Origin of the sequence: Hyphomonas neptunium ATCC 15444, assembly GCF_000013025.1 — a bacterium.
Classification (GTDB): Bacteria; Pseudomonadota; Alphaproteobacteria; order Caulobacterales; family Hyphomonadaceae; genus Hyphomonas; species Hyphomonas neptunia.
The window spans coordinates 3,360,609-3,384,231 of the sequence record NC_008358.1 but is presented as its reverse complement, the minus strand read 5'-3'; the positions used below and the strand labels follow the sequence as shown (position 1 = coordinate 3,384,231).

24 protein-coding genes are annotated in these 23,623 nt (G+C 62.3%); 17 read left to right on the top strand and 7 right to left on the bottom strand.

The window, feature by feature from the left end; genetic code table 11:
• Positions 1–33: 33 nt before the first annotated feature.
• The 7 genes from HNE_RS15875 to HNE_RS15845 all read left to right on the top strand — a co-directional run bounded on the left by HNE_RS15875 (position 34) and on the right by HNE_RS15845 (position 7,003).
• Complete coding sequence (locus tag HNE_RS15875) at positions 34–1,251, top strand: murein hydrolase activator EnvC family protein (protein ID WP_233351932.1); 1,218 nt, start codon at positions 34–36, stop codon at positions 1,249–1,251.
• A gap of 32 nt (positions 1,252–1,283) precedes the next feature.
• Complete coding sequence (locus HNE_RS15870) at positions 1,284–2,633, top strand: S41 family peptidase (protein WP_011648180.1); 1,350 nt, start codon at positions 1,284–1,286, stop codon at positions 2,631–2,633.
• A 183-nt stretch (positions 2,634–2,816) separates the two neighbouring features.
• Positions 2,817–4,049 carry a divergent polysaccharide deacetylase family protein gene (locus HNE_RS18175; RefSeq protein ID WP_233351931.1) on the top strand — a complete coding sequence of 411 codons (1,233 nt, stop codon included), beginning with the start codon at positions 2,817–2,819 and terminating at the stop codon, positions 4,047–4,049.
• On the top strand, positions 4,046–4,561 hold the full coding sequence (locus HNE_RS15860; protein WP_011648178.1) for an RNA pyrophosphohydrolase: 516 nt from the start codon (positions 4,046–4,048) through the stop codon (positions 4,559–4,561). The genes HNE_RS18175 and HNE_RS15860 overlap by 4 nt, the downstream gene beginning before the upstream one ends.
• A 21-nt stretch (positions 4,562–4,582) precedes the next feature.
• The gene (locus HNE_RS15855; protein WP_011648177.1) at positions 4,583–5,344 is read left to right on the top strand and encodes an alpha/beta hydrolase; all 762 of its coding nucleotides are present in this window, start codon (positions 4,583–4,585) and stop codon (positions 5,342–5,344) included.
• Entirely contained in the window at positions 5,341–6,273 is a 933-nt protein-coding gene (locus HNE_RS15850; RefSeq protein WP_035592660.1) for an aminotransferase class IV, read from the top strand. The genes HNE_RS15855 and HNE_RS15850 overlap by 4 nt, the downstream gene beginning before the upstream one ends.
• A 10-nt stretch (positions 6,274–6,283) precedes the next feature.
• A complete protein-coding gene (locus HNE_RS15845; RefSeq protein ID WP_011648175.1) occupies positions 6,284–7,003 on the top strand; it encodes a sulfotransferase family protein in 720 nt (239 codons plus the stop codon).
• Positions 7,004–7,066: 63 nt separating this feature from the next.
• Here the strand turns inward: HNE_RS15845 and folE are convergent, their stop codons facing one another.
• The gene (gene folE, locus HNE_RS15840) at positions 7,067–7,687 is read right to left on the bottom strand and encodes a GTP cyclohydrolase I FolE (RefSeq protein ID WP_011648174.1); all 621 of its coding nucleotides are present in this window, start codon (positions 7,685–7,687) and stop codon (positions 7,067–7,069) included.
• A 363-nt stretch (positions 7,688–8,050) separates the two neighbouring features.
• Between folE and cysS the strand changes: the two genes are divergently transcribed.
• The 8 genes from cysS (at position 8,051) to HNE_RS15800 (ending at position 15,888) form a co-directional block, all read left to right on the top strand.
• Positions 8,051–9,436 carry a cysteine--tRNA ligase gene (gene cysS / locus HNE_RS15835; protein WP_011648172.1) on the top strand — a complete coding sequence of 462 codons (1,386 nt, stop codon included), beginning with the start codon at positions 8,051–8,053 and terminating at the stop codon, positions 9,434–9,436.
• The gene (locus HNE_RS15830; protein WP_011648171.1) at positions 9,421–9,978 is read left to right on the top strand and encodes a SixA phosphatase family protein; all 558 of its coding nucleotides are present in this window, start codon (positions 9,421–9,423) and stop codon (positions 9,976–9,978) included. The genes cysS and HNE_RS15830 overlap by 16 nt, the downstream gene beginning before the upstream one ends.
• Positions 9,975–10,595, top strand: a complete 621-nt coding sequence (locus tag HNE_RS15825) for an exopolysaccharide biosynthesis protein (protein WP_011648170.1) — start codon at positions 9,975–9,977, stop codon at positions 10,593–10,595. Before HNE_RS15830 ends, HNE_RS15825 begins: the two co-directional genes overlap by 4 nt.
• 192 nt (positions 10,596–10,787) lie before the next feature.
• Entirely contained in the window at positions 10,788–11,231 is a 444-nt protein-coding gene (locus tag HNE_RS15820) for an iron-sulfur cluster assembly scaffold protein (RefSeq protein ID WP_011648169.1), read from the top strand.
• Positions 11,231–11,551 carry a membrane protein insertion efficiency factor YidD gene (gene yidD, locus HNE_RS15815; RefSeq protein WP_011648168.1) on the top strand — a complete coding sequence of 107 codons (321 nt, stop codon included), beginning with the start codon at positions 11,231–11,233 and terminating at the stop codon, positions 11,549–11,551. The genes HNE_RS15820 and yidD overlap by 1 nt, the downstream gene beginning before the upstream one ends.
• Positions 11,552–11,821: 270 nt before the next feature.
• Entirely contained in the window at positions 11,822–13,795 is a 1,974-nt protein-coding gene (gene thrS / locus HNE_RS15810) for a threonine--tRNA ligase (RefSeq protein WP_011648167.1), read from the top strand.
• Positions 13,796–13,837: 42 nt separating this feature from the next.
• Positions 13,838–15,085, top strand: a complete 1,248-nt coding sequence (locus HNE_RS15805; protein WP_035592662.1) for an O-antigen ligase family protein — start codon at positions 13,838–13,840, stop codon at positions 15,083–15,085.
• On the top strand, positions 15,082–15,888 hold the full coding sequence (locus tag HNE_RS15800; protein ID WP_011648165.1) for a glycosyltransferase family 2 protein: 807 nt from the start codon (positions 15,082–15,084) through the stop codon (positions 15,886–15,888). The genes HNE_RS15805 and HNE_RS15800 overlap by 4 nt, the downstream gene beginning before the upstream one ends.
• 73 nt (positions 15,889–15,961) lie before the next feature.
• On the opposite strand, the gene rpmE is transcribed toward HNE_RS15800, so the two are convergent.
• Positions 15,962–16,180: a 50S ribosomal protein L31 gene (gene rpmE / locus HNE_RS15795; RefSeq protein WP_011648164.1), complete on the bottom strand. Its 219-nt coding sequence runs from the start codon at positions 16,178–16,180 to the stop codon at positions 15,962–15,964.
• 173 nt (positions 16,181–16,353) lie between these two features.
• On the opposite strand from rpmE, the gene HNE_RS15790 reads away from it, so the two are divergent.
• Complete coding sequence (locus HNE_RS15790) at positions 16,354–18,186, top strand: ABC transporter transmembrane domain-containing protein (RefSeq protein WP_011648163.1); 1,833 nt, start codon at positions 16,354–16,356, stop codon at positions 18,184–18,186.
• Here the strand turns inward: HNE_RS15790 and HNE_RS15785 are convergent.
• The 5 genes from HNE_RS15785 to HNE_RS15765 all read right to left on the bottom strand — a co-directional run bounded on the left by HNE_RS15785 (position 18,168) and on the right by HNE_RS15765 (position 23,141).
• Entirely contained in the window at positions 18,168–18,356 is a 189-nt protein-coding gene (locus HNE_RS15785; RefSeq protein WP_011648162.1) for a hypothetical protein, read from the bottom strand. The genes HNE_RS15790 and HNE_RS15785 overlap by 19 nt on opposite strands.
• 153 nt (positions 18,357–18,509) lie before the next feature.
• Positions 18,510–19,685: an IS481-like element ISHne2 family transposase gene (locus HNE_RS15780; protein ID WP_011648161.1), complete on the bottom strand. Its 1,176-nt coding sequence runs from the start codon at positions 19,683–19,685 to the stop codon at positions 18,510–18,512.
• A gap of 129 nt (positions 19,686–19,814) precedes the next feature.
• Positions 19,815–20,411 (bottom strand): hypothetical protein, encoded by a 597-nt coding sequence (locus HNE_RS15775; protein WP_041299025.1) that lies wholly within the window; start codon positions 20,409–20,411, stop codon positions 19,815–19,817.
• A gap of 279 nt (positions 20,412–20,690) precedes the next feature.
• The gene (locus tag HNE_RS15770; protein ID WP_011648159.1) at positions 20,691–22,190 is read right to left on the bottom strand and encodes a flavin-containing monooxygenase; all 1,500 of its coding nucleotides are present in this window, start codon (positions 22,188–22,190) and stop codon (positions 20,691–20,693) included.
• A gap of 129 nt (positions 22,191–22,319) precedes the next feature.
• Positions 22,320–23,141 carry an inositol monophosphatase family protein gene (locus tag HNE_RS15765; RefSeq protein ID WP_011648158.1) on the bottom strand — a complete coding sequence of 274 codons (822 nt, stop codon included), beginning with the start codon at positions 23,139–23,141 and terminating at the stop codon, positions 22,320–22,322.
• Positions 23,142–23,310: 169 nt separating this feature from the next.
• Here HNE_RS15765 and HNE_RS15760 point away from each other — a divergent pair, with 169 nt between their 5' ends.
• Entirely contained in the window at positions 23,311–23,607 is a 297-nt protein-coding gene (locus tag HNE_RS15760; RefSeq protein WP_011648157.1) for a DUF4282 domain-containing protein, read from the top strand.
• Positions 23,608–23,623 lie beyond the last annotated feature (16 nt).

The following is a 23,623-nucleotide window of genomic DNA, read 5'->3' as shown; positions in this document are numbered from 1 at the left end:
CCAAAGTGACGCCTCATGGCGCATTTTCCGCGCATGCGCTTTTTCCGCCCTTTGGTCCTCTCCTGTCTTGCGCTCGCCCTGACGGCTGCGGGGCCGGACACCTATACGCGCCAGGATCTTGAGGCGCTGGAGAAGGAAAAACGCGCTGCCGAACAAAAACTTGAACAACTACAATCTACTGGCAAAAGCGCCGAACTCGATCTCCAGTCTCTGGATCAGGATCTTCTGGCCGCCGCCGCCGAAGCCCTTCGCCGGGAAGAACAGGCTGTTTCGGCCGAGAAGGCGTTGATTGATCTGTCTGTAGAGCGGGAGCATGCCTCCACCCAACTCCTTGAAAATGAAGCAGCTTATGAGGATCTGATCGCTGCGCTCGCCGCTGCAAACCGGCGCCGTCCACCGGCATTGGTTGTGTCTCCGGGGCAATCGGGCACAGCGATCCGCCGCGCCATCCTGATGCAGACAACGCTGCCGGAACTGAGCGCGCGGGCCGAGCGGATTTCCGGCGAGATTGCCGCCCTCAACAAGCTGGAAGATCAGATCCGCACCGAGCAGGCCCGGCTCGATGCGGCTGAAGCGACCATCGCCTTGAAAAAAGAGGAAATTGAGCGCTTGGCCGCGACGAAGCGCAGCCAGTATGAGGGGCTGTCTGGCGACGTATCCACTTTGAAGGATCGCGCCCAGAAACTGGGCAAAGAGGCCGATACCCTGCGCGAACTTCTCTCTGCGCTGGAATCCAGCGCGCCCGCCTCCCCCGGCACAAAGCCGAAGCAGCGCCCGCAGCTGGCATCCTTGAAGCCGGCGCCCAAGAGCGCGGTTCCGGGCAAGTCCGTACCGGCAAAAACAGCGTCCAAACCGCTTGGCAAGTCGGCGCTGGGCGGTCTCGTTCAGCCTGTATCCGGCGATGTGCGCAACCGTTTCGGGGACAAGCTTTCTGGTGGCAGCATTGCAGAATGGGTCAGTTTTGAAACCCGCGCTGAAGCTCAGGTCATCGCCCCGGTGGGCGGCACGGTCGAATATGCCCGGCCCTTCCGCAGCTACGGGTCCATGCTGATTCTGCGTACAAGCGACGGCTATCATGTTATTCTGACAGGTATGAGCCGGATTTACGTATCCGAAGGCCAGGCCGTGACGGCGGGTGAACCTGTTGGGCTTATGCCCGACCGCGCTGACCCGCCCCCCGAACTCACGCTGGAATTAAGGCTTGGCGACAGGGTCCTTAATCCTGCAGAGTGGTTGTCGCGTGGCGGCTGATCCGCCGTGTGAGGATGAAGATGGAGTGGAATATGCGTTCATTGCTGACCGGAACAGCCCTGGGTGGAGTTCTGGGGGCGCTGACGGTGGGCTTCGCCGCGATGGCCTGGCCGCAAGGGCAGGACGCGCCCGCGCCGCCGGAAGATCCACGCGTCGCGACCTATCAGCAGATTGAACTGTTCGCGGAAATTTTCGCGCGCGCTCAGCGGGACTATGTAGTTCCCATTGATGAGCGCGAGGCGATGGAGTCCGCGATCAATGGCATGCTCACCTCCCTCGACCCGCATTCCAGCTATATGGACCCGGAAGATTTCCGCTCCCTTCAGGTGCAGACCTCGGGCGAATATGGCGGCCTTGGCATCGAAGTGACGATGGAAGACGGCTTCGTGAAAGTCATCTCCCCGATCGACGACACGCCTGCCGAGCGCGCTGGCATCCAGCCGGGCGACTATATCACCGAGATCAACGGCCAGCCCATCATCGGGCAGACGCTGAACGATGCCGTGAAGGAAATGCGCGGCGAAAAAGGCACCGAGATCGAAATCACGATCCTGCGCGAAGGCGTTGATCCATTCCAGGTCACGCTGGTGCGCGATGTGGTGCAGCAGAAATCCGTCACGTGGAAAAAAGAGGCAAACGACATTGCCTATATCCGCGTCTCCACCTTCAATGAGCGCACCGGCACACTTCTGGAAGAAGCGGTTGAAGGGATCAATCGCGAGATCGGCGCCCGGCCAAAGGGTATCGTTCTAGACCTGCGCAACAATGGCGGCGGTCTGCTGGATGAGGCCGTGAAAGTTTCGGACTTCTTCCTCTCGGGAGGAGAGGTCGTCTCGACCCAGGGGCGCCGGCCGATTGATGTTGAACGCCGCAACGCTACCAAGGCCGAAGTGTTCAAGGACGTCCCCCTCGTCGTGCTGATCAATGGCGGTTCGGCTTCGGCCTCCGAGATCGTCGCGGGCGCGTTGCAGGATCGGGGACGGGCACTCGTCGTCGGCACAACCAGCTTTGGCAAGGGGTCGGTTCAGTCCGTCATTCCGCTGGGCGCCGACCGCGGCGCGATCCGTCTGACCACGGCGCGCTACTACACGCCCTCGGGACGCTCGATTCAGGCGCTCGGTATCGAACCGGACATCATGATCACCCCGGTTCGCCTCACCGAGGAAGAACTGGCCAAGATCCAGCGCTTCTCAGAAGCTGATCTTCCACACGCCCTGGCCAACGAGTCCGGCATAGAGCGGGCCAAACTGCGCATGCCCGATGAGCAGCCGCCAGAAGGGTTTGAAGGGGAAGACTTCCAGCTCGACCGGGCGCTTCAGCTTTTGCAGGAGGGCCGGGCTTCCGCGTCGCGCCTGGCAATGCAGGAAGATAAAGCCGGTTAACGAATTCCACTGCATAAAGGCGGAATTCCTTTCTCATCGGTAAGTGTCTGTTTGCCTCCTGTTAACCCTGCCCGGCGATCCTGAACGCTGCTTTCCCGCAGCCAATGGATGTTACGAGGTCGATACATGGGTTACCGGCAGTCTGAGCCGTCGCCGTTGAAGACCGGTCTGATGCACGCTGGCATGAGCCTGGGTGTGTTTGGCAGCCTCGCAATTGCGTTGGGCGCAGGCATTCACGTCACAGCCGATCCTTCGGAAGCTGGCCCTCGTCAGACAATCGCCCTGTTCGGCACCGATGCCGGTGAAAGCGATAGCGCGTTCGCGGCCCTCCCGTCTGCTGACTATGAAGAAGATTATGTCGCCGCCGACGACGCGGTTTCGGGCGCGGTGGATATTGCCTATACCGAGCTTGATGGCGAAGGCATGCGCATCGATATTACGGGCGGGCAGGGCGGACCTGCTGTAGCGCCTGCAGTGGGCATCCGGATCAATGGCCGGCTCGTGCAACCTGGGCAGTCTTTCGGTGAAGTTGCCTCCGGTACGCCCGCAGGCGCTGGCGAAGCTGGCGCGCAGCTGACGCTCAATACCGCAGAACAGGTTTCCAAACCGGCCAGCAAGGCTCCGGCAGACATCTATGCCCGCCCATTCTCCAATTCGGGCGGTCAGCCGGTTGTCTCTCTTGTGATCGGTGGCCTCGGCATCAATTCCACCCAGACGAAACTCGCCATTGATGCGCTGCCGGCGGATGTGACCCTTTCCTTTGCGCCCGATGCCAAGCGCCTCGACTACTGGATCAAGACAGCGCGCGAAGATGGTCACGAAGTTCTGATCGAAGTGCCGATGGAGGCCTTTGAGTATGGCCGCATGCGCATGCACCCCGACACGCTGATTGCCGGCGGCGACCAGAAGGCAAATCTGGCCAAGCTCAACCAGGTGCTCAGCCGCGCCAGCGGGTATTACGGCGTCATCAACTATCAGGGCGCAAAGTTTGGCGCCGATGCCGGCTCGATCGCCCCCATCTTTGATGTACTGGCCGAACGCGGTCTCGCCTTTGTGGATGATGGCAGCGTTCACAAGGCATTCTTCGGTCAGGTGGCTGACACCAAAGGCCTCCGCTTCGCCCGCGCCGCAGGCCCGATCGACACCCGACAGTCCCCGCAGGACATTGCGGCCGAATTCATGGAACTCGAAACCATTGCGCGCCAGCATGGCGGCGCGATCGGGGCAGGGTTTGCGTTCCCCGTCACCATCGAAGCGGCCTCGCTCTGGATCGATACGCTGGAAGAGAAGGGCCTTGTGCTTGCGCCGGTCTCGTTTCTTGTGCCCGACGCAGCCCCCGTTCCGGTGCCCATGGCCGAACGCCGCGAGCTTCGCACTGGTAGCCCAGACAAGGCTGGTCTAAAAACCGGCGGGTGACCCAGCCAAAACTCGACCCTCAACTGTATCGCGCCAATGTTGGCCTCGCCATGTTCTCGAAGGCGGGGCATGTTTTCATTGGCCGGCGTATCAACGGGCGCGGCCCGTTCCAGTGGCAGATGCCACAGGGCGGAGTTGATCCGGGAGAGGACCCGCTGACCGGCGCGCTGCGCGAGCTGGAAGAAGAGATCGGGGTGCCGGCCAAGCTGGTGGACGTTCTCGAAGAGACCAGCGATTGGCTCTATTACGACTTTCCGCCAGACCTGAAGAAGCGGATGCCTGGCCCCTATCTTGGCCAGCGGCAGAAATGGTTCGCTTTCCGCTTCAAGGGCTCTGACAGCGATGTGCGCCTCGACCGGCATACGCCCGAGTTTGACGCCTGGCGCTGGGCAAGGCTGGACGAGACCCCGGACCTGATCGTACCGTTCAAACGGCCCGTCTATCAGGATGTGGCCGAGCGTTTTGCCAAATGGACCGATCCGGTACTGCCGGGCCGTGTGCCGCAAGGCTGAACTGGAAAAGGGGGTAGGAAATTGGGCGATCTTCTGATGATTCACGGCGTCGGCTGTGACGGTTCGGCCTGGGACAGGATGAAGCCGCTGTTTGAGGCCGCTGGCTGGACCTGCCATACGCCAACACTTTTTCCGGATCGGCGTGTGAAGGAAAATCCGCCGGCCAACCTGGCTGAGCTGGGCCTTCAGGATTACATCGGCGCGATGCAGGCCGAGGCTCGCCGCATCGCCGCTGCCACAGGATCAAAACCCGCCGTAATCGGACATTCCATGGGCGGCCTCATCGCGCAGGCTCTGACGGAAAAGGGAGAAGTGTCCAAGGCGGTGTTCCTGACGCCCGCCCAGCCCAAGGGCTGCGCCGTGATCGGCCTGTCCGTCGCCTGGACCTTCTTCAATGTGATCCTCTCCCAGGACCGGAAGAAGTCATACAAGGTCTGGAAGACCGGCTTCAGCTACGGCGTGCTCAACCGTGTTCCAAAGGCGCGCCATGACGAAATTTATGCTGGCGCGCTCTATGATTCCGGAAAGGTCTATGGCGACATCACCGATGGCATAGAGATCGACGAAACACGAATTACAGTTCCTACGCTGACGATTGCGGCCTCGCAGGACCGCGCAACGCTCGCGAAGGCTGTGCGCAAGGTCGCGGCAAAATACGCAGCAAGTCCGGTGCCGGGAGATTTCCTCGAATATCCGCAGAACGCTCACTGGATTGTGGATGAACCTGGAACAGACCTGGTCGTTGCCGATATTGCGGCCTGGCTGGAGAAATCATCGTCATGATCGAGCAGGAAGATGCACACGGCGTGCATGATTATCTCGATGATGCCCGCAATCAGGATGTGTTGATCTCCGTAAATGGAGACCTGAAAAAGCGCGGCGAGGCCGTCGTCTCCGTGTTTGATTCCGGCTATCTGCTCGGAGATGGTGTCTGGGAGGGACTTCGGGTGATGAATGGCGGTGTTGCCTTTCTTCCCGAGCATTTCAAACGGCTTTATGCTGGCGCGAAGACCATCGACATGGACATCGGCCTCGGCCGCGAGGAATTGACCGGCCGGCTGATGGATTGCCTCAAGGCAAATGGCATGCGGGACGGCGTCCATATCCGCCTGATGGTAACCCGCGGCATCAAGAAGACGCCTTATCAGGGGCCGCGCTTCACCATCGGCAAGGCCACGATCGTCATCATTCCCGAGTTCAAGATGCCGGTGCCGTCCGTCATCGATCAGGGCGTTTCTCTGTTCACGGTGCATGTGCGCCGGACGGGGCCTGCCGAGCAGGACCAGAAGCTCAACTCCCATTCCAAGCTCAACTGCATCATGGCCTGCATCCAGGCCGACAAGGCCGGCGCGGATGAGGCCCTTATGCTCGATCCTGCGGGCTTTGTTGCCACCTGCAATTCAACCCATTTCTTCATCGTCCGCGATGGAGAGGTCTGGACGAGCCCGCCGGAATACTGCCTGGGCGGCATCACGCGTGGGAACATCATTCAGGTTTGTCGCGAGGCCGGCATCCCCGTGTTTGAGAAGCGCTTTTCGCTGTTTGACGTCTATTCCGCAGACGAAGCATTCATCACCGGCACATTTGCAGGCGTCACACCTGTGCGCGAGGTTGATGGGCGGGTGATTGAACACAAGGATGGGCCGATTTCCCGGCGCGTGCGTGAGCTTTACAAGGCGCTTCAGGCTCGCAGCCTGACGCCGATCGTCTGAGGCTTCGCCGATGCGCATTGCCATGTGGTCGGGCCCGCGCAACCTCTCGACAACGATGATGCGGTCCTTCGGCGCGCGCGCAGACACAGCGGCCATCGACGAGCCATTCTACGCGGCCTATCTTCGGCTGACCGGGCTTCGCCATCCGATGACGGATGAAATATTCTCCGCGCATGAGGCGGATCCACAAAAGGTAATAGACCACCTCACTGGCCCGGTGCCTGGCGGCAAGACCGTCTTTTACCAGAAGCACATGGTGCATCACATGGTCGGCGGTATTCCGATGGACTGGCTGGGCCGGATTGAGCAGCACGTACTGCTCATTCGTCATCCCGCGCGCGTTGTCGCTTCTTATGCCAGGAAGATGGAGGCGCTCAGCCCGGAGGCGATGGGCTTTCCGCAACAGGAGGCGCTGTGGCAACAGCTCAGCGAAGTTCTGGGCGCTGCGCCAGTCATCGTGGACGCGGACAATATTCTGCAAGACCCCGAGGGCGTCCTGCGCCGGCTTTGCGCGGCGATTGGCCTTGACTGGGATAGCGCCATGCTCGGCTGGCCGGCGGGGCCGCGTGCCGAAGACGGCGCATGGGCGCCGCACTGGTATGATGCAGTGTGGCGCTCCACCGGGTTTGGCCCGCCGCCGGGGCCGTTGCCGGAACTTTCCGGCGAAGCAGCGCGCATTGCCGAGGGCGCGCTTGCCACATATGAGAGATTGCTGGCGGCGCACGTCTGAGCCCGAACGAAAAACGCCCTGCCGCGCGGGCAGGGCGTTTGAAAATTTGGCTGCGCCTGAAATTCAGACCGTCTGGCCGCACATGTTCAGGAACCGGTTGCGCAAATCCGCATCGGATTTGAACACGCCGGTAAACTGCGTGGTGATCGTGGTCACATGCTTGTGGTGAACGCCGCGGGTGGACATGCACTGATGCTCGGCTTCGATGAACACGGCTGTTCCCATTGGCGCTAGGCTTTCGGTGATGGCATCGCAAATCTGCGCCGTCATCGTTTCCTGCGTCTGCAGGCGCTTGGCGAAGATCTCGACCACGCGGGCAAGCTTTGAAATGCCCACAACCGCCGTCGACGGCTTATAGGCGATGAACGCCTTGCCGATGAAGGGCGCGATATGGTGCTCGCAATGGCTTTCCACCTCGATGTTGCGCAGCATGACGATGTCGTCATAGCCCTGCACATCCTCGAAGGTCCGGCTGAGATATTTTACCGGGTCTTCGCCATAGCCTTCAAACCACTCTTTATAGGCGTTGACGACGCGCTTGGGCGTGTCGATCAGGCCTTCACGGGCCGGATCATCCCCTGCCCACGCGATGAGCGTGCGCACGGCTTCTTCGGCTTCCTGTTGAGAGGGGCGGCGCACGGAATCCGGGCGCGGAATGTCTTTTTTTGGAGTAACGGCGTCCATAGCCACTGCATTTTCCTTCACTGAGGGACGGGGGTCGAGCCGGGGCATCCCTTGAGAGTCTTTGACGCTCTCTTGCCCGGACTTAACGCCCGCCCGGAGTTGATACCCTCAGGGCGATGTGAGGATACATAGGCCCGGCAGGTCTTTGTTTCCAGCGCTTTCTACGGGGAAACCTGGCGGCCGGATCACGGATTTCTTGGCTTTCGCAGCGGAAAGTGATACGCACGGCGCCATGTCGAGAACCGCTTTTGCATATTCTTCCCGCCGTCCCTGTTGCTGCTGAGGCTGCAACGGGTCATAGGGCTGCCCGGACGCCAATAGCTCGCGCGCTGATTTCACGACATTCCCGATCCAAGAGATACGATGACCCTCCGCATTTATGACACTGCCGCGCGCAAGAAGCGCGTCTTCGAGCCCCAGGACGCGAAGCGGGTTACCCTGTATGTCTGCGGCCCGACGGTGTATAATTACGCCCACATCGGGAATGCGCGTCCACCGGTGGTGTTTGATGTGCTGCGGCGCGTTCTGATGGCCCGTTATGGTGAAGATGCGATCGTCTATGCGCGCAATATCACGGACATCGAAGACAAGATCATCGCAGCCAGCGTGGCCAGCGGCGAGCCGATTTCGGCCATCACACAGAAATATGCGGCCATTTATAACGCCGATGTAGAGGCGCTGAACGTCATCGCCCCTACCATCGAGCCTTGGGCGACGGGCCATGTGCCCGAAATGATCGAGATCATCGAAAAGCTCATCCGCAAGAAATACGCCTATGTCGGCGACACCGGCGTCTGGTTCTCTGTGCCCTCGATGCCCGATTACGGGCGTCTCTCAGGACGCAAGCCCGAGGATAATGAAGCCGGCGCGCGCGTGGCCGTGGATGAAGACAAGCGCGATCCTTCGGACTTTGCGCTGTGGAAGTTTGCCAAGCCCGGCGAGCCCGAAGACGCGATCTGGGACAGCCCCTGGGGCCGCGGCCGCCCTGGCTGGCACATCGAATGCTCGGCGATGGCAGCCAAACACCTTGGCCGCACGATCGACATTCATGGCGGCGGCGTGGACCTGACCTTCCCGCATCATGAAAACGAGATCGCTCAGTCAGAATGCGCCCATGGTGAAGAACTCGCCCGCTACTGGATGCATAACGGCTTCCTCGACATGGGCGGGGAGAAGATGTCGAAATCGCTGGGGAATGTCGTGACCGTTCACGACCTGCTGAAGGCCTGGCCGGGCGAAGTGCTGCGTTTTGCGCTGCTGACCGCCCATTACCGCGCCCAGCTCGACTGGACCGAAGACCTGCTGAAACAGGCCAAGACCACGCTCGACCGGATTTATGGCGCGCTGCGCCGGGTCTGGGAAGCAGACGGCGGCGAAGCGCGCGACACCGGCGTTCTGCGCGCGCTGGAGGATGATCTCGGCACGCCGGACGCGCTCGCTGAGCTCGCACGGCTCGCCAGTGAAGCCAATACAGCGGCTGATCTGAAAGATGCCGTTGCCATGGCGAATGGCCGGGCAAACCTTCTGGCGGCAGGGAAACTGCTTGGCCTGCTGACCAAAACACCCAAAGAATGGGAGCAGGGCGCCGATACGGACGAAAATTCCCGCATTGACGCGCAGGTGCAGGCCCGCGTCGATGCACGCGTCGCCAAGGACTGGGCCGAAGCGGACCGTATCCGCAAGGCGCTGGCAGAGGAGGGGGTCGAAATCATGGACGGTCCAGCAGGCAGCACATGGCGGCGCATCTGATCCGGCGCAGTTTTGTCTTTTTTCTTGCCGCGAGCGTTCTTGCGGCCTGCAGTACACCTGTTGCCCCTGTATCCGGCGCCGAGGATGTGACCCGGATTTTCCTCGTTCGCCATGCAGAGAAGGAAAAGGGACCCGATCCCGCCTTGTCGGCCGCAGGCGTGTCCCGCGCGCAGCTTCTGTCGGAACGTCTCGGCGAGGAGGGCGTTACAGAAATATGGTCGACTGCCACGCGCCGCACCGAGGAAACCGCCCGCCCGCTGGCAGAGGCGCTGAGTCTTCCCGTTCAGATTTATGATCCTGCTGCAATGCCTGCTTTTGCAAAAACACTGACCGGTTCACCCGGCGTCAAACTGGTGGTGGGCCATTCCAACACCACAGACGCGCTCGCGGCATTGATCGGCGCCGATCCCGGCCCGCCGATTGATGAGGCGGGCGAGTTTGACCGGTTGTATGTCATTTCCCTGGAGGATGACCTGACGATCAAGTCGCGGATCGAACGCTACGGCGCAGCTGCTGCGAAGAGGGATGCCGGCGCGCCATGAACCGCAATGGCACCAATGTCCCCGTCACCAACCTGCGTACCATGATGCGCTCGCTCGTCCTCAACACGGAAGGCGAGGACGTTACGGTCAGCGAGCTGCTGCAGGCCATTGGCCGGCGCGCCCATGGCCCGGTCTTCCTGCTTCTGGGATTTCTGGCCGTCAGCCCCCTGACGATCATTCCCGGCGCGAACTGGTTTATCGCAACCGTGATCCTGGTTTTCGCCCTGCAGATCGTGATTGGCTTTCGCCATCCCTGGCTTCCCAAAGGCGTTACGGAATTCAAGTTCAAGCGCGCGCATCTCGTTCAGGGGATCGCTGGGGGCGAGCGCTACGCGCATATGGTCGATGCGCTGGTTAAGCCCCGCCTGACATTTCTGACCGAGCCTCCGTTTATTCAGGTCGTTGCGCTTGTCTGTGTGCTGGCGGCCCTGATCACCTATCCGCTGGGGCTCGTGCCTTTCGGCCCGTTGCTGCCCAGCCTGACTGTTTTGCTGTTCGGCCTCGCGCTGACGGCGCGGGACGGCTTTGTGCTTTTGCTGGCGGGATGCGCCTTTGGCGGCGCGGTTTTGCTGGTAATGAAACTTGCCCCCCGGCTGGTGGCCCTTTGGCCCTTCTGACGGGCGTCTCCAATCTCACCAATCGTTAAGTTGACGCTACGTCATGCGGGCGGCATCGACACCCCATGGCCGTTCGGCCTGATTTCTCCACCTCTAGACTTTAAAGTCTGCCCGGCGCCCTTCACTTGAGGGCCGGGCAGGCCTTTTTTCCGGCACTTGCCGCGAAACTCGTCCGGGGCCATCTAGGGGCTCATGAGCGAACTTTATCACAACCGGATACTCGAGCTGGCTGCCGGCATTGCGCATCTCGGCGAGCTGCAATCCCCTGAAGGCTCTGCTCTGAAAGTGTCCCGCATTTGCGGCTCAACCGTGCAGGTTTCGCTGAACCTGGATGAGGCAGGGGAGGTTGTGACGCAAATCGCAGTCGATCCGAAGGCATGTGCCCTGGGGCAGGCATCGACGTCCATTCTTTCCGCCAACGCGATTGGCGCCACCATTGGCGAAATCCGCAGCGCGCGGGACGCGCTCAGCGCCATGCTGAAATCCGGCGGCCCGCCCCCTGAAGGCCGTTTCTGGGAGCTGCGCCATCTTGAGCCGGTTGCCGATTACCCGCCGCGCCATGCTTCGACCCTGCTGGCCTTCGAGGCGGCGGTGGCGGCCATTGAAGCGGCCCTGGCCGCGCGCGCGTCGGTCTGATGCGCCTGCGCCGGCGGGTCGCCTACGCCCTTCTCGCCATCTACAAGCATGGCCCCAGCCAGGCATTGCAGCTGTTCGGCGCCCGCTGCCAGCACACGCCAACCTGTAGTGAATTCGGGGCCGAATGTGTGGCCCGGCATGGCTGGTGGCCCGGCGGATGGATGGCGCTCGCCCGGTTCATCCGCTGCCGGCCGGGTGGAAGTCACGGTATTGACCCCCCGCCGGACACGAAACCTATCGTACCGTTCTGGCAGCCCTGGCGCTATGGCGACTGGAAATCGGGGCCGAGGGGCCTGGTTGAAACGCCGCCCGAGCCGTGACATATGAGCCTTATGAACGCAGGACGTTTCCTCACCGGGTTCACCCCGCGAACTCGTCAGGGTGCATGACGCACCCCTGAAGCGCCTTGCTGCGCCCCGTTCATGCACCCGCAAAGTTCATCGCGCCGGCCCTGAAAACACAGGTGGGCATTCTGGCAATCCCGCGTTAATCACTGCGGCGCCAGAAGCCTTGAAGTAGCCCTTGAAGCCGGTCCCTTTCTATTCCACCGCGGGAGACCCCTGCGGCCCGCCTGAGAAACTGAAAAGATCATGATAAACGTCACGCTGCCCGACGGTTCCAAACGCGAATATGCTGAAGGTGCCTCGCCTCTCGATGTTGCCGAGTCGATTTCCAAATCCCTCGCCAAAAAGGCGCTCGCCGCCAAGGTCGATGGCCAGATGTGGGATCTTGTCCGCCCGCTGGAAGGCGATGCCAGCGTCGCCATCATCACCGACCGCGACCCTGAAGGCCTGGAGCTGATCCGCCACGACGCGGCCCACGTCCTCGCCCAGGCGGTGCAGGAACTTTATCCTGACACGCAGGTGACCATCGGCCCGGTCATTGATGACGGCTTTTACTATGACTTTGCCCGGAAAGAGCCGTTCTCGACGGACGACTTCGACAAGATCGAAGCCCGGATGCGCGAGATCGTCGACGCCGATTATCCGATCGTGCGCGAGGTTCTGGGCAAGGACGAGGCAATCGCAACGTTCAAGAGCCTCGGCGAAGAGTACAAGGCCCAGATCATCGACGACATCATCCCGCCGGGCGAACAGATCACGGTCTATCGTCAGGGCAAATGGTTTGACCTTTGCCGCGGGCCACACCTGCCGTCCACGGGCAAGCTGCCCAAGGCGTTCAAGCTGATGAAGCTCGCCGGGGCCTATTGGCGCGGCGACCATCGCAACGAAATGCTCCAGCGGATGTACGGCACGGCCTGGGCCAATGAGAAAGACCTCAAGGACCACCTCACGCGCCTGGAAGAGGCCGAGAAACGCGATCACCGGAAGCTCGGCGCTCAGCTCGACCTGTTCCATTTCCAGCCAGAAGCGCAAGGCTCGGTGTTCTGGCATCCCAAAGGCTTCATGATCTGGCGCGAACTGGAGGCCTACATCCGCCGCCAGCAGGACGCGGACGGCTATGTCGAGGTCAAGACGCCGCAACTCCTGAACTCCGTCTTCTGGGAGAAGTCCGGCCACTGGTCGAAGTTCCGCGAGAACATGTTCGTCGTTCCCGACGAGATCCCCTCGACCGAGAGCGACGCCCCGATCCTGTCAGGGGAGGGCGAACTGATGGCCCTGAAGCCGATGAACTGCCCCGCGCATGTCCAGATCTTCAAGAATGCCCAGCGCTCCTATCGCGACCTGCCGATCCGCATGGCGGAGTTTGGATGCTGCCACCGCAACGAAGCCCATGGCGCGCTGCATGGCCTGATGCGGGTGCGTCAGATGACCCAGGATGATGCGCACATCTTCTGCCGGGAAGACCAGATCGCTGACGAGACCCTGCGGTTCCTGAAACTGTTTGAAACCGTTTATGGTGATTTCGGCCTGTCGGAGATTTCCTACAAGCTGGCGACCCGGCCGGAAATGCGGGCGGGTACGGACGAAACCTGGGACCGCGCAGAGAAAGCGCTCGCCGACGCCCTGACGGCGGCCGGGATGACCTTCTCCATCGCGGAAGGGGAGGGCGCGTTCTACGGACCGAAACTCGAATTCCACCTGACCGACGCCATCGGCCGCACCTGGCAGTGCGGTACGTTTCAGCTCGACTATGTCCTGCCCGAACGTCTTGATGCCGAATATACCGGCTCTGACGGCGCCAAGCACCGGCCGGTGATGCTTCACCGCGCGGTGTTCGGCACGTTCGAGCGCTTCATGGGCATTCTGATCGAGAACTATGCCGGCAGCTTCCCCCTCTGGATGTCGCCCGTTCAGGTCGTCGTCGCCGCCATCACCGATGCGGCCGGTGACTATGCCGAGGAAGCCGCCGCTGCCCTGCGCAAGGCCGGGCTCCGCGTCGAAGTCGACAAGCGCAACGAGACGATCAACTACAAGGTCCGTGAGCATTCGGTTCAGAAGGTTCCCGTGATTGCCGTTGTGGGCGCGCGGGAAGCTGAAGATCGCAAACTGGCGCTGCGGCGGCTGGGTTCGAATGGTCAGCAGATCATCTCTCTGGACGAGGCGCTGGTCGCCCTTGCAGACGAGGCGCGCGCGCCGGATCTCAAGCGGGCCCGCAGTTAAGGGCCGATGACAAGCCCGTCATCAGTGGTCAGAGTGTCTGGCATGGCTTACGGACCCGTCTTCGCTGGCCTGTTGCTGCTCTGGCCGCTTCTGGCGGTGCTGGGAACACTGGGATTTGCGCCGCTGCTGGGGCTTACCGGCATTGCAGCAATTTTTCTGGCTCGTCCGCGTTTGCCGCCAACCCTCTATGCGATCTTGGCCCTGGCCTTCATCGGCTGGGCGGCGATCAGCGAGGCCTGGTCGCCCGCAACCCGGCACCTGGTGAGCGGCAATATCTTCGAGGGCAATTTCGGCATCGGCGCGCGTAGCGTCATTGTGGTTCTGACAGCGGCGTTCGCAACCCTGACGGTTGCCGGCGCCCTGCGTTCGGAGCTCGGGCCGCGCACCACACGGTGGATTTACGCCATCCTGATCCTGCAGGGCGTGCTGGTGTTTCTTTCCGCGCTGCTGGCCCGGCCTGTCCTGTCCATGATTTATGGCGATGACCCGAAGGACCTGGTGAACGGCGTCCAGAACTTCAGCCGGAACATGAACAGCTTCGCCGTTGCCCTGCCGATCCTGGCGGCGGCGTTTGGCGCGCGCGGCGACCGGACCGGTCTGCTCGCCGCCTCGGGCCTGACCTTGATGACGCTGCTGGCCGCGCTGATGATCGACAATCATTCCGCCGTTTTTGCAATTTGCGGCATGATTGCAGGGTTCCTCCTGATACGGCTGTTGCCGCAGACGGGTTTTCGCTGGCTGTTCGGCCTGATCGCGGGCTATCTCGCCGCCGCCCCGTTCCTGATCAGCCAGTTTATCCGGGCCATGACCGGGCTCGACGGGGCGCTTCCGGCGTCTTTCCGTTCGCGGTTCTGGTCGTGGGAAGTGGTGGTCAACCGGATCGGGGAGACGCCTTATACCGGACATGGTCTCATGGCGACGCGGACCTGGCGGGAGACATTCGCCGAATATCCCGCCTGGGCCCGGCAGCTGCCGGACTTCTGGCAGCAATATCCGGTTGTGCCCGGACATCCCCATAACATGCCCTTGCAGATATGGGCCGAGACCGGATTTGTCGGGGCCATGCTGGCCGCATTTGCGATTACGATCATCGGGTTCCGGATTCCGCGCCCGGCCGAGCTGCGGCCAGAGATTGCGTTCGCCATTGCCGGCATGGCCGGCGCGGCATTCAGCATCTTCAACTTTTCCTACAGCGTGTGGAACGAAGCGTTCTGGTCGGGGGTGGCGCTTTGCGCCGCGATGCTGATCCTGCTGCACAGGTCCGGAAAGGTGGCGGCGCAGCAGACATGATGTTTCCGGTCGCCGCCCTTGTCGTCAGCTATCATACCGGGCCGCGGCTGACCGAATGCCTGTATGCGCTGAAATCCGATCCGGCGATTTCCGAAATCATCATTGCGGACAACGGAAACCCGGCTGAGGTTCAAGCCTGGCTGGATACTTTCGTGACCACGTCGGCAGGCAAGGTGAAGCTCATCCGGCTGGAGAATCCGGGCTTTGGCGCCGCGGTAAATCGCGCCGCGCTGGAAACGGGGGCCAGCATTCTGCTGGTCATCAATCCCGATTGCGTCATTCGCCGCGGCTCGGTTCAGCAGCTTGCAGAGGCCCTGGAGGGTACCGCTGGACCTGCGATTGTTGGCGGGCGTATCTTTGGCGTTGATGGCAAGGAACAGCGTGGCGCCCGTCGCAACACGCTTACGCTGCCTGTGGCGCTCGGTTTGTCCCGCTGGACGCTGGAAACCCTGCCTGCGCCCCAGGGCTCTGTGCGGGTTGGCGCGATTTCCGGGGCGTTCTTCATGATGCGGCGTGCGGATTTCCAGATGCTGGGCGGTTTTGACGAACGCTATTTCCTGCACGTGGAGGATGTGGATCTCTGCCGCCGGGCCATCGAGGCGGGCGGCGCAGTGATCTATCAGCCGCTGGCCGGCGCGCTTCATTACACCTCGACGTCCGATGTGCCATCGGCGACGGTGCAGGCGCACAAGGCTCAGAGCCTGGCCCGCTATTTCAGAAAGTTCGCAAAAGGACCGCTGGAGCGTGCTTTCGTGGAACTGTGTGTTCCCTTTATCGCGCTGGCCCTGAAACTTCGGCGCTGAAAACCGGCCAAGAAAAAACCCCGGCCAGAGACCGGGGTTTTTCACGCAACACATCGCGCAGAGGCAGATTGCCTTACACGAAGCCTTTGAACTTGTCCTTGAAGCGCGAAACGCGGCCGCCGCGGTCCAGGGACTTGCCCTCGCCGCCGGTCCAGGCCGGGTGCACTTTCGGGTCGATGTCGAGGACCATACGGTCACCCTCTTTGCCCCATGTGGAGCGGGTCTGGTACTCGGTACCATCGGTCATCACCACGGTGATGAAGTGATAGTCGGGATGCCCTTCTTTTTTCATGGCCTGGGCCTCTCTCTCATAAGCAGTTCGGAATGGGTTGACGCACCGGGGTGCGCTGGCATGTCTCAGCCGGAATTCGAAGACGGCCGTATAAGGGAAAGGCCCGGAGCCCGCAAGGGGCGCTGACAGGGATTCGGCAACAGCCGTCTGAAACAGGGAGAATTGCCCCGCTTATGGCCGAAACAGGCGCCCATGTCGTGGAAGATCGCCGCACAGCCCTGCCGGAAGGCGGGGAGGCGATCGGCCGTCCGCGCGGACGCAGCCTGAAGCCCCTGGCACTGCTCTGGCCCTATGCGCGCCGGCACTGGATCACCGTTTCTGTTGCGCTCGTGTTTCTCGTGGCGGCCGCTGCGCTCAGCCTGGCAATCCCGATGCTGCTGGGCCGCGCCGCCGACGCTGGCCAGCGGGCGGGGAATGACCCGGAGCTGCTCAAGGCGTTGATCGATGAGGCCTTTCTCTGGGTGTTTGCTGCGGCGGTCGGCTCCGGCGTATTGGGGGCTATCCGGTTTTATTTCGTCTCCCGCTTCGGGGAACGTATCGCGGCCGACCTGCGGCGGGATCTTTATGCCCATCTCTTGCGGCTTTCCCCGGCCTATCATGCCAGGATGCGCTCGGGCGAAGCGGTGTCGCGGCTGACGGCTGACATCACCCTGCTTGAGACGTTCCTGGGCTCGTCCGCGTCGCTGGCGGCGCGCACGCTGATGACGACGACCGGTGCGCTTGTGCTGATGCTGGCGGTCAACTGGCAGCTGGGGCTGACGCTTCTGGCGATGCTGCCGATTGCGATCCTGCCGATCATGATCATCGGGCGCACCATCCGTAAGATGTCCAACGAGGCGCAGGCGCGTCTTTCCGATGCCGGGGCCGAGGCGGCCGAAACGCTCGACTCGATTGAACTGGTGCAGGCGTATGGCCGGGAAGGCGGGCAGCTTTCGGTCTTCCAGCGCGCGGTGGAGGGTACATTCACCGCCGCGATGCGCCGCAATGGCGCCCGCGCGCTCATGATCGTGCTGGTTTCCGTGCTGCTGTTCGGCGGCTTTACCGCCGTGCTGTGGATGGGTGCCCGCGCGGTGGCGAGCGGGGAGATGAGCTTCGGCGATCTGGCTACGATGGTGATGTATGCCGCCTTTGCCGGTTCGGGCTTTGGCATGCTGGCGGAAGTCTATGGCGAGTTCATGCGGGCGGCCGGCGCGGCGGACCGGGCGGCGGAAGTGCTGCGCGCGGTGCCGGACATTTCAGCGCCTGCCCAGCCCAAACCGCTTCCCGCAAAAGGGCAGGGCGCGCTCTCCTTTGACAAGGTGACGTTCCGCTATGGTGAGAACGCGGCGTCTGCGCTGGAAGATTTCTCCCTGGATGTGAAGCCCGGCGAGTTTGTTGCTTTGGTCGGGCCGAGCGGGGCGGGGAAGACGACTGTTTTCCGGTTGGCGCTGCGGCTGTTTGATCCGCAGGCGGGAGACATCCGGCTGGACGGCGTTTCCTCGATAGAGGCAGAACCGCGCGACTGGCGCCGGTGTTTTGCCTATGCCCCGCAGGAGTCGGCGCTGTTTACCGGCACGGCGGCCGAGAACATCCGGTTTGGCGATGAGGCCGCCGATGAGGCGCTGCTGGAACAGGCGGCGCGGATGGCCGAGGCGATGGGCTTCCTGGACGAGAAGGAAGGCTTAGCGACCGAGCTTGGCCAGAAGGGGCGCAGCCTTTCAGGTGGCCAGCGCCAGCGCATTGCGCTTGCCCGCGCGCTGGTGCGCAATGCGCCGGTGCTGCTGCTGGATGAAGCAACCTCTGCCCTCGATTCTGAAAGCGAAGCGGCTGTGCGCCGCGCCATCGAGAACGCTGCGACGGGGCGCACCACGCTGGTCATCGCCCACCGCCTTTCCACTGTGCGGCGGGCCGACCGCATCATCGTGATGGAGCATGGCCGCATCGTTGAAGAGGGCACGCATGACAGCCTCGTTGCGCGGGGCGGCCTTTATGCGCGCCTGGCAGACCTTCAGTTTGCGGAAGGCTGACGGATAACGCTCTGCTTCTTCCGGTCACGCTTCATGGCGCCGTCGAGGGAGAAGGAAAAGGCGAGCGACAGGATCAGCGGTACCCAGATCGGCAGGTTACCGAGGCCGGGCGTTTCGAGCGCTGCCGCCAGATGATCGTCTACACACCACCATAAAATCCAAAGCCACATGGGAGACTCCTTTGTGTTGGAGGGGAGAGTTTAGTCTGAGGGCCGGGTGAGGGCTATGGGGGGTGAGATTAACCGCGCCCTCTCATCTTCAGCGCACGCTGTGCAACCGGGGACATAGGTAACATTTGAGACCGGGGAGATGGGTTACAGTTTTCATGGTATGTTCCGTGGTCTGCCAGGCTTGATGCGGTTCATGCGTTTTTTCGGGTCGATGTGTCCGAGGAGGATGGGGCCGAAGTAGACGTCGTATTGGTCTTCGCCGGTCCGGAAGAGGCCAACGCGCTCCCCGATCAGCACTTCGGAGATGAAGGGTTCCGCGCCGCGCCATCTAATGGTGCCGGCGTGCCTGACCGCGCGGGTTTCGGTGGCGCCAGGATAGTCCGGGGCGCGAAGCTTGCCGTCCCATACGCGCGGGCTTGGCACATAGACCGCCGCCGGGGGTTTCTGGCCGAGCGCCTCATGCGGACGCTCATGATTGTAGGATTTCCGGAACCGGACAAGGCGCGCGGCCTGCGCCCGAAGTGTGCGGGAGACCGGATCGGCCGCTTCGCGCTTCAGGGTCAGATGCAGACGCTCATGGCGCCCATTCTCCTGCGGCTTTCCAGGGGTGATCCGTTCCGGGAAGATGCCCATCTTCACAAAGTTGACCGCCAGACGGGACAGGCCCCCGGCCGCCACAGACCCGAAAGGCGGACCATTGTCTGACCGGATGGCGCGCGGCAGGCCGTGGTCCCGGAACGCCTTTGCCAGTACCGGCCAGACCGTATCATAGCCCGTGCGCGCGACAGGCTGGCAGACCAGAAGATACCGGCTCAGGGCGTCCGAGACCGTGAACGGCTCACAGCGTTGGCCATCGCCCGTACGCCACCAGCCCTTGAAGTCCATGCACCAGACATCGTTGGGGGCATGCGCCTGCGCAAAGGGCGTTGTCATCGGCGCCGCGCGCCGGCGAAACCGCCGCGGAGATACAAGCCCTTCGCGCTTGAGAATGTCACCGATCGTCGAAGCCGCTGGCCAGGCAACACCCGGATCATCCATCTCCAGACGCGCCTTCAACTTGCGCGGCCCCCAGGCAGGATGCGCCCGCCGGAGCGTCACCACACGGGACGCCAGCTCCGGTGGCGTGCCGCCCGCCGGGCAAAGCGGGGCTCGAGACACATCATAAAGCCCCGCCGGCCCCGCAGCCTTGTAACGCTCAATCCATTTGTAGGCCGTCTTGCGCGATATATCGAACCGCACAGACAGCTCTGTCACACTGTCCTCACCCTTCAGCCACGCCGCGATGAACTCAACACGCTCGTTCATCGGATCTGTCTGCCTCCAACCCATGACCATCTCCTCCAGATGGTCATCCTCGCAAATCTGTTACCCATGTCCCCGGTCTGTTTTGTTACCCATCTTACCGGATTGGACCACGCCCTTATCCTCCCCTGCGCAGCGGGGGAGGTGAATTGCGCTTCAAGCGCAAAACGGAGGGGGGCCTTGGGCGTTGATCCCCGCCCAGGCTTCGGGTCTTGCTTCTTCGTCCAGCCGGCAGAGCAGCGCGTCGGTCCAGGGCGGGAGACGGCGCAGGATGTGGCCGGGGACTGGCGCTTCCTTGAGGGTTTCGCCTTTGCGTTTGCGGAGGAGCCGCGCGAGGCGGAGGGCGTGTTTATTGGGGTCGGCGAGGACGGCGTTGAGGCGCCGGGCGGCCTCCAGCATCATCGCCCATTGGATGAAGGGGGTGTCTGAGCCGTCGCTGGCGGATGCGCCTTTGGAGGGGCTGATCAGTTCCGTGAGGCGGAACGGGGCTTCGCGGCGCGATTGGAGTTTTGTGGGAGTCTCGTTGGAGGTTTTTGCCGGGGCTCCAACGGGCAGCGGCGGCAGAGCGAGGTCTGCGGCGAGCACGTGGATGTAGCGGCGCACGAGCGAGGTGACGGCGACGAGTTGCGCGCGGGCGTCGCCTGCGATGTTACCGAAGAGTTCGGGGACGGCCTCGCGCAAAAGGGTCCGCAACGCGCCCAGCAGGGCGAAGATGCGGGTCCAGAGTTCCGGGCGGGGCATGTGATCGAACATGGCGCCAAGGATGGCGGCGCGGGAAACTCCGGCGGATAAGTTTTTCTCTCAGTGTGTCATCCCGGACGGGCCGGAGGGCCGATCCGGGACCTTCTGAGAGGCCGCATACAAACGGAGAGAAGGTCCCGGCTCTGCAGCCGCTGCGCGGCTTTGGCCGGGATGACACGGGGGTTGTGGGGTAGATTCTGGGTCCCGGATATTTGCTGCGCAAATTCCGGGGTGACACGTTGAGGGGGTGTGCGGACGGAGGATAGGCGCGCGCCTATCCTCCTTGGCCAGCTATTCCGCCGCTTGCAATGCCGGTTTGGGCTTGGTGGCGGCGGCAGGAATGTGGAACTGCATCACGCCGTCCTCGATGGGGAGGTCGCGCAGGTTTTTCCGGTCGACGAAATAGTTCTGGTTCAGCTTCCAGGGCGCTTCTGTGTGCTGGCGCGGGAACTGGTCCATGACGCGCTGGAAGTAGCCGGAGGAAAAGTCCACGAACGGCTCGGTCTCGTTCGGGAAGGCGGCGAGATAGGGCATCGCGGAGGTTGCGCCTTTCTCGTCCATCAGATTGATCAGGCGGCTGACATATTCGCTGGTGAGGTCGGCTTTCAGCGTCCAGGAGGCGTTGGTGTAACCGAAGGTGACGGCCAGGTTTGGCACGTTGGACAGCATCACGCCTTTGTAGTTGAGCAGCCGGCCGGGATCGACCTTGGCGCCGTCCAGCGAGACATTCACCCCGTTCATGAAAATGAGGTTGAGGCCGGTGGCCGTCACGATGATGTCGGCGGGAAGTTCCTTGCCGGATTTGAGCAGGATGCCGGTTTCGGTAAACCGCTCGATATGATCGGTCTCGATGCTGGCCTTGCCCGATTTCAGGGAATTGAAAAGGTCCGAGTCCGGAACGAGACAGAGGCGCTGTTCCCACGGATTGTAGGTGGGCGTGAAGTGTTTATCGACATCATAGTCTGGGCCAAGCTCTTCGCGCACCATGCCAAGAAGGCGCTCACGCGCCTTGGCCGGGTTCGTGCGCGTCTGGCGGAAGAAGAATTGCTGGAAGGCAACGTTCCGCCAGCGGATGAGATTATAGGCCCACTGATCGGGCAGGACCTTGCGCAGGAAGTTGGCAAAGCCGTCCATAGCCGGGCGCGAGACCACATAGGTGGGCGAGCGTTGCAGCATCGTGACATGCCCGGCTTTCTCCGCCATCGAGGGCACCAGCGTCATCGCTGTGGCGCCAGAGCCAATCACGACAACTTTCTTGCCCGAATAGTCGAGATCTTCGGGCCAGTGTTGCGGGTGGATGATCTGGCCCCGGAAGGCTTCCTCGCCGGGGAAATCCGGGCGGTAGCCTTTGTCATAGCTGTAATAGCCCCCGCACATGAAGAGGAACCGGCAGGTGGTTTTCTCCTGCGCGCCGGTCTTTACGTTCTCGCTGGTGACGGTCCATGCCTGATCGGCGCTCGACCAGTCGGCGGCCACGATCTTGGTATTGAACGAGATGTTCTTGCGGACGCCGTATTCATCGGCCGTGGTGTTCACATAGCGGCGGATGGAGGGGCCGTCTGCGATGGCTTTGGCGTCCGTCCAGGGTTTGAAATTATAGCCCAGCGTGTGCATGTCCGAATCCGAGCGGATGCCGGGATAGCGGAAGAGATCCCAGGTGCCGCCGATGGCGTCGCGCGCCTCATAGATGCGGTAGCGCTTGCCGGGGCTGCGCTTGGTGAGGTGGACGGCGGCGCCAATGCCGGAGAGGCCGGCGCCGATGATGAGGATGTCTGTGTCGAGCTGGGTCATGGGCCGGGAGACTACGCGATTTTGCGCAGATTAAAATAGGTGACGCACGCGTCACCGAAAATAATCGGGCACGGGCCATGTCATAATCGGGGCTGTCCGGCGCGCGCGGAGCGCGGGGGAGGGCGAAGGCTAGACCTTCGCGGCCTTGCCGAAGGAGGCCGCGTGGCGCAGCTGGTGCATCACGGGGGGTACGATGTCTTCGTTGCCGGCCAGGATGCTGCCGGTTTTCATTACATCGCCGCCGTTGATTTCTTCGACAATGCCGCCTGCTTCGCGCACGAGGACGATGCCCGCAGCGATGTCCCAGGGCTTCAGGCCGTGTTCCCAGAAGGCGTCAAAGCGGCCGGCGGCCACCCAGGCGAGGTCCAGCGCAGCCGAGCCATAACGGCGGATGCCGGCGCAGGTCGGCGTCATCGCGGCCATCTCGCGGGCAAAGGTGATGTGGCTTTCTTCGCTCTTGCCCATCCAGGGCGTGCCGGTGGCGACGACGGCTTCGCCGAGCTTCTTGCGGACGGCAACGCGCAGCTTGCGCTGGTCGAGCCAGGCGCCGCGGCCGACTTCGGCCCAGAAGATCTCGTTCTTGGCGACATCGAACACGACGCCGGCGAAGGGCTTGCCATCGCGCTCCAGGCCGATGGAGACGGCGTAATGAGGCTGGCCGTGCATGAAGTTCAGCGTGCCATCGAGGGGATCGACGATGAAACGGTTGGATTTGTCGGTGCCTTCGACGATGCCGCGCTCTTCCATGAGGAAGCCATAGCCGGGGCGGGCTTTGGTGAGGCTGGCATGGATGATCTCTTCGGCGCGCATGTCGGCGCTGGTGACGAAATCAGCCGGGCCTTTGCGCGAAACCTGCAGGTTTTCCACTTCGCCAAAATCGCGCGCCAGGCTGCGGCCAGCAGCGAGGGCAGCGGCAATCATCACGGCTCCAACGGGGGATGGTTTCGACATGGGAACGTCTCGTCTAGGCGCATTTATGGCGGGATCGGGGGGCGTAAGCCTTTGATCGCTCAGGGTCAAGGCGCCAGAGTGTTAATGGACAGGGCCGATTTTAAGGAGGTTGCCGTGGGGGTCAACTCCCGGCAATCTGGGCATTCACGAGCGAAGGAGGGCTGAAACCGTGCTGAACCAATTCCTGAAATTCGACAAGCTGATCGGCGCCAAGCTGATCACGATCCTCTATTATCTCGGGCTGATCGGGATCGTGCTGGGGCTGATTGCCGGTGTGCTTTCGGGCCTGGGCACCATGGTCAGCTACAGCTTCTTTGGCGGCATCGGCCTGGTGATTGCCTCGCTGATCGGCGCGGTTGTGGGGCTTCTGTTCTGGCGCTTTGTCTGCGAGCTTTACATGCTGCTGTTCCGCATGGCGGACGACCTGCGCGACATCAAGGTGGCCAAGACCCCGCCTGCGCTCTGAGCGCGCGCCTGAGGCC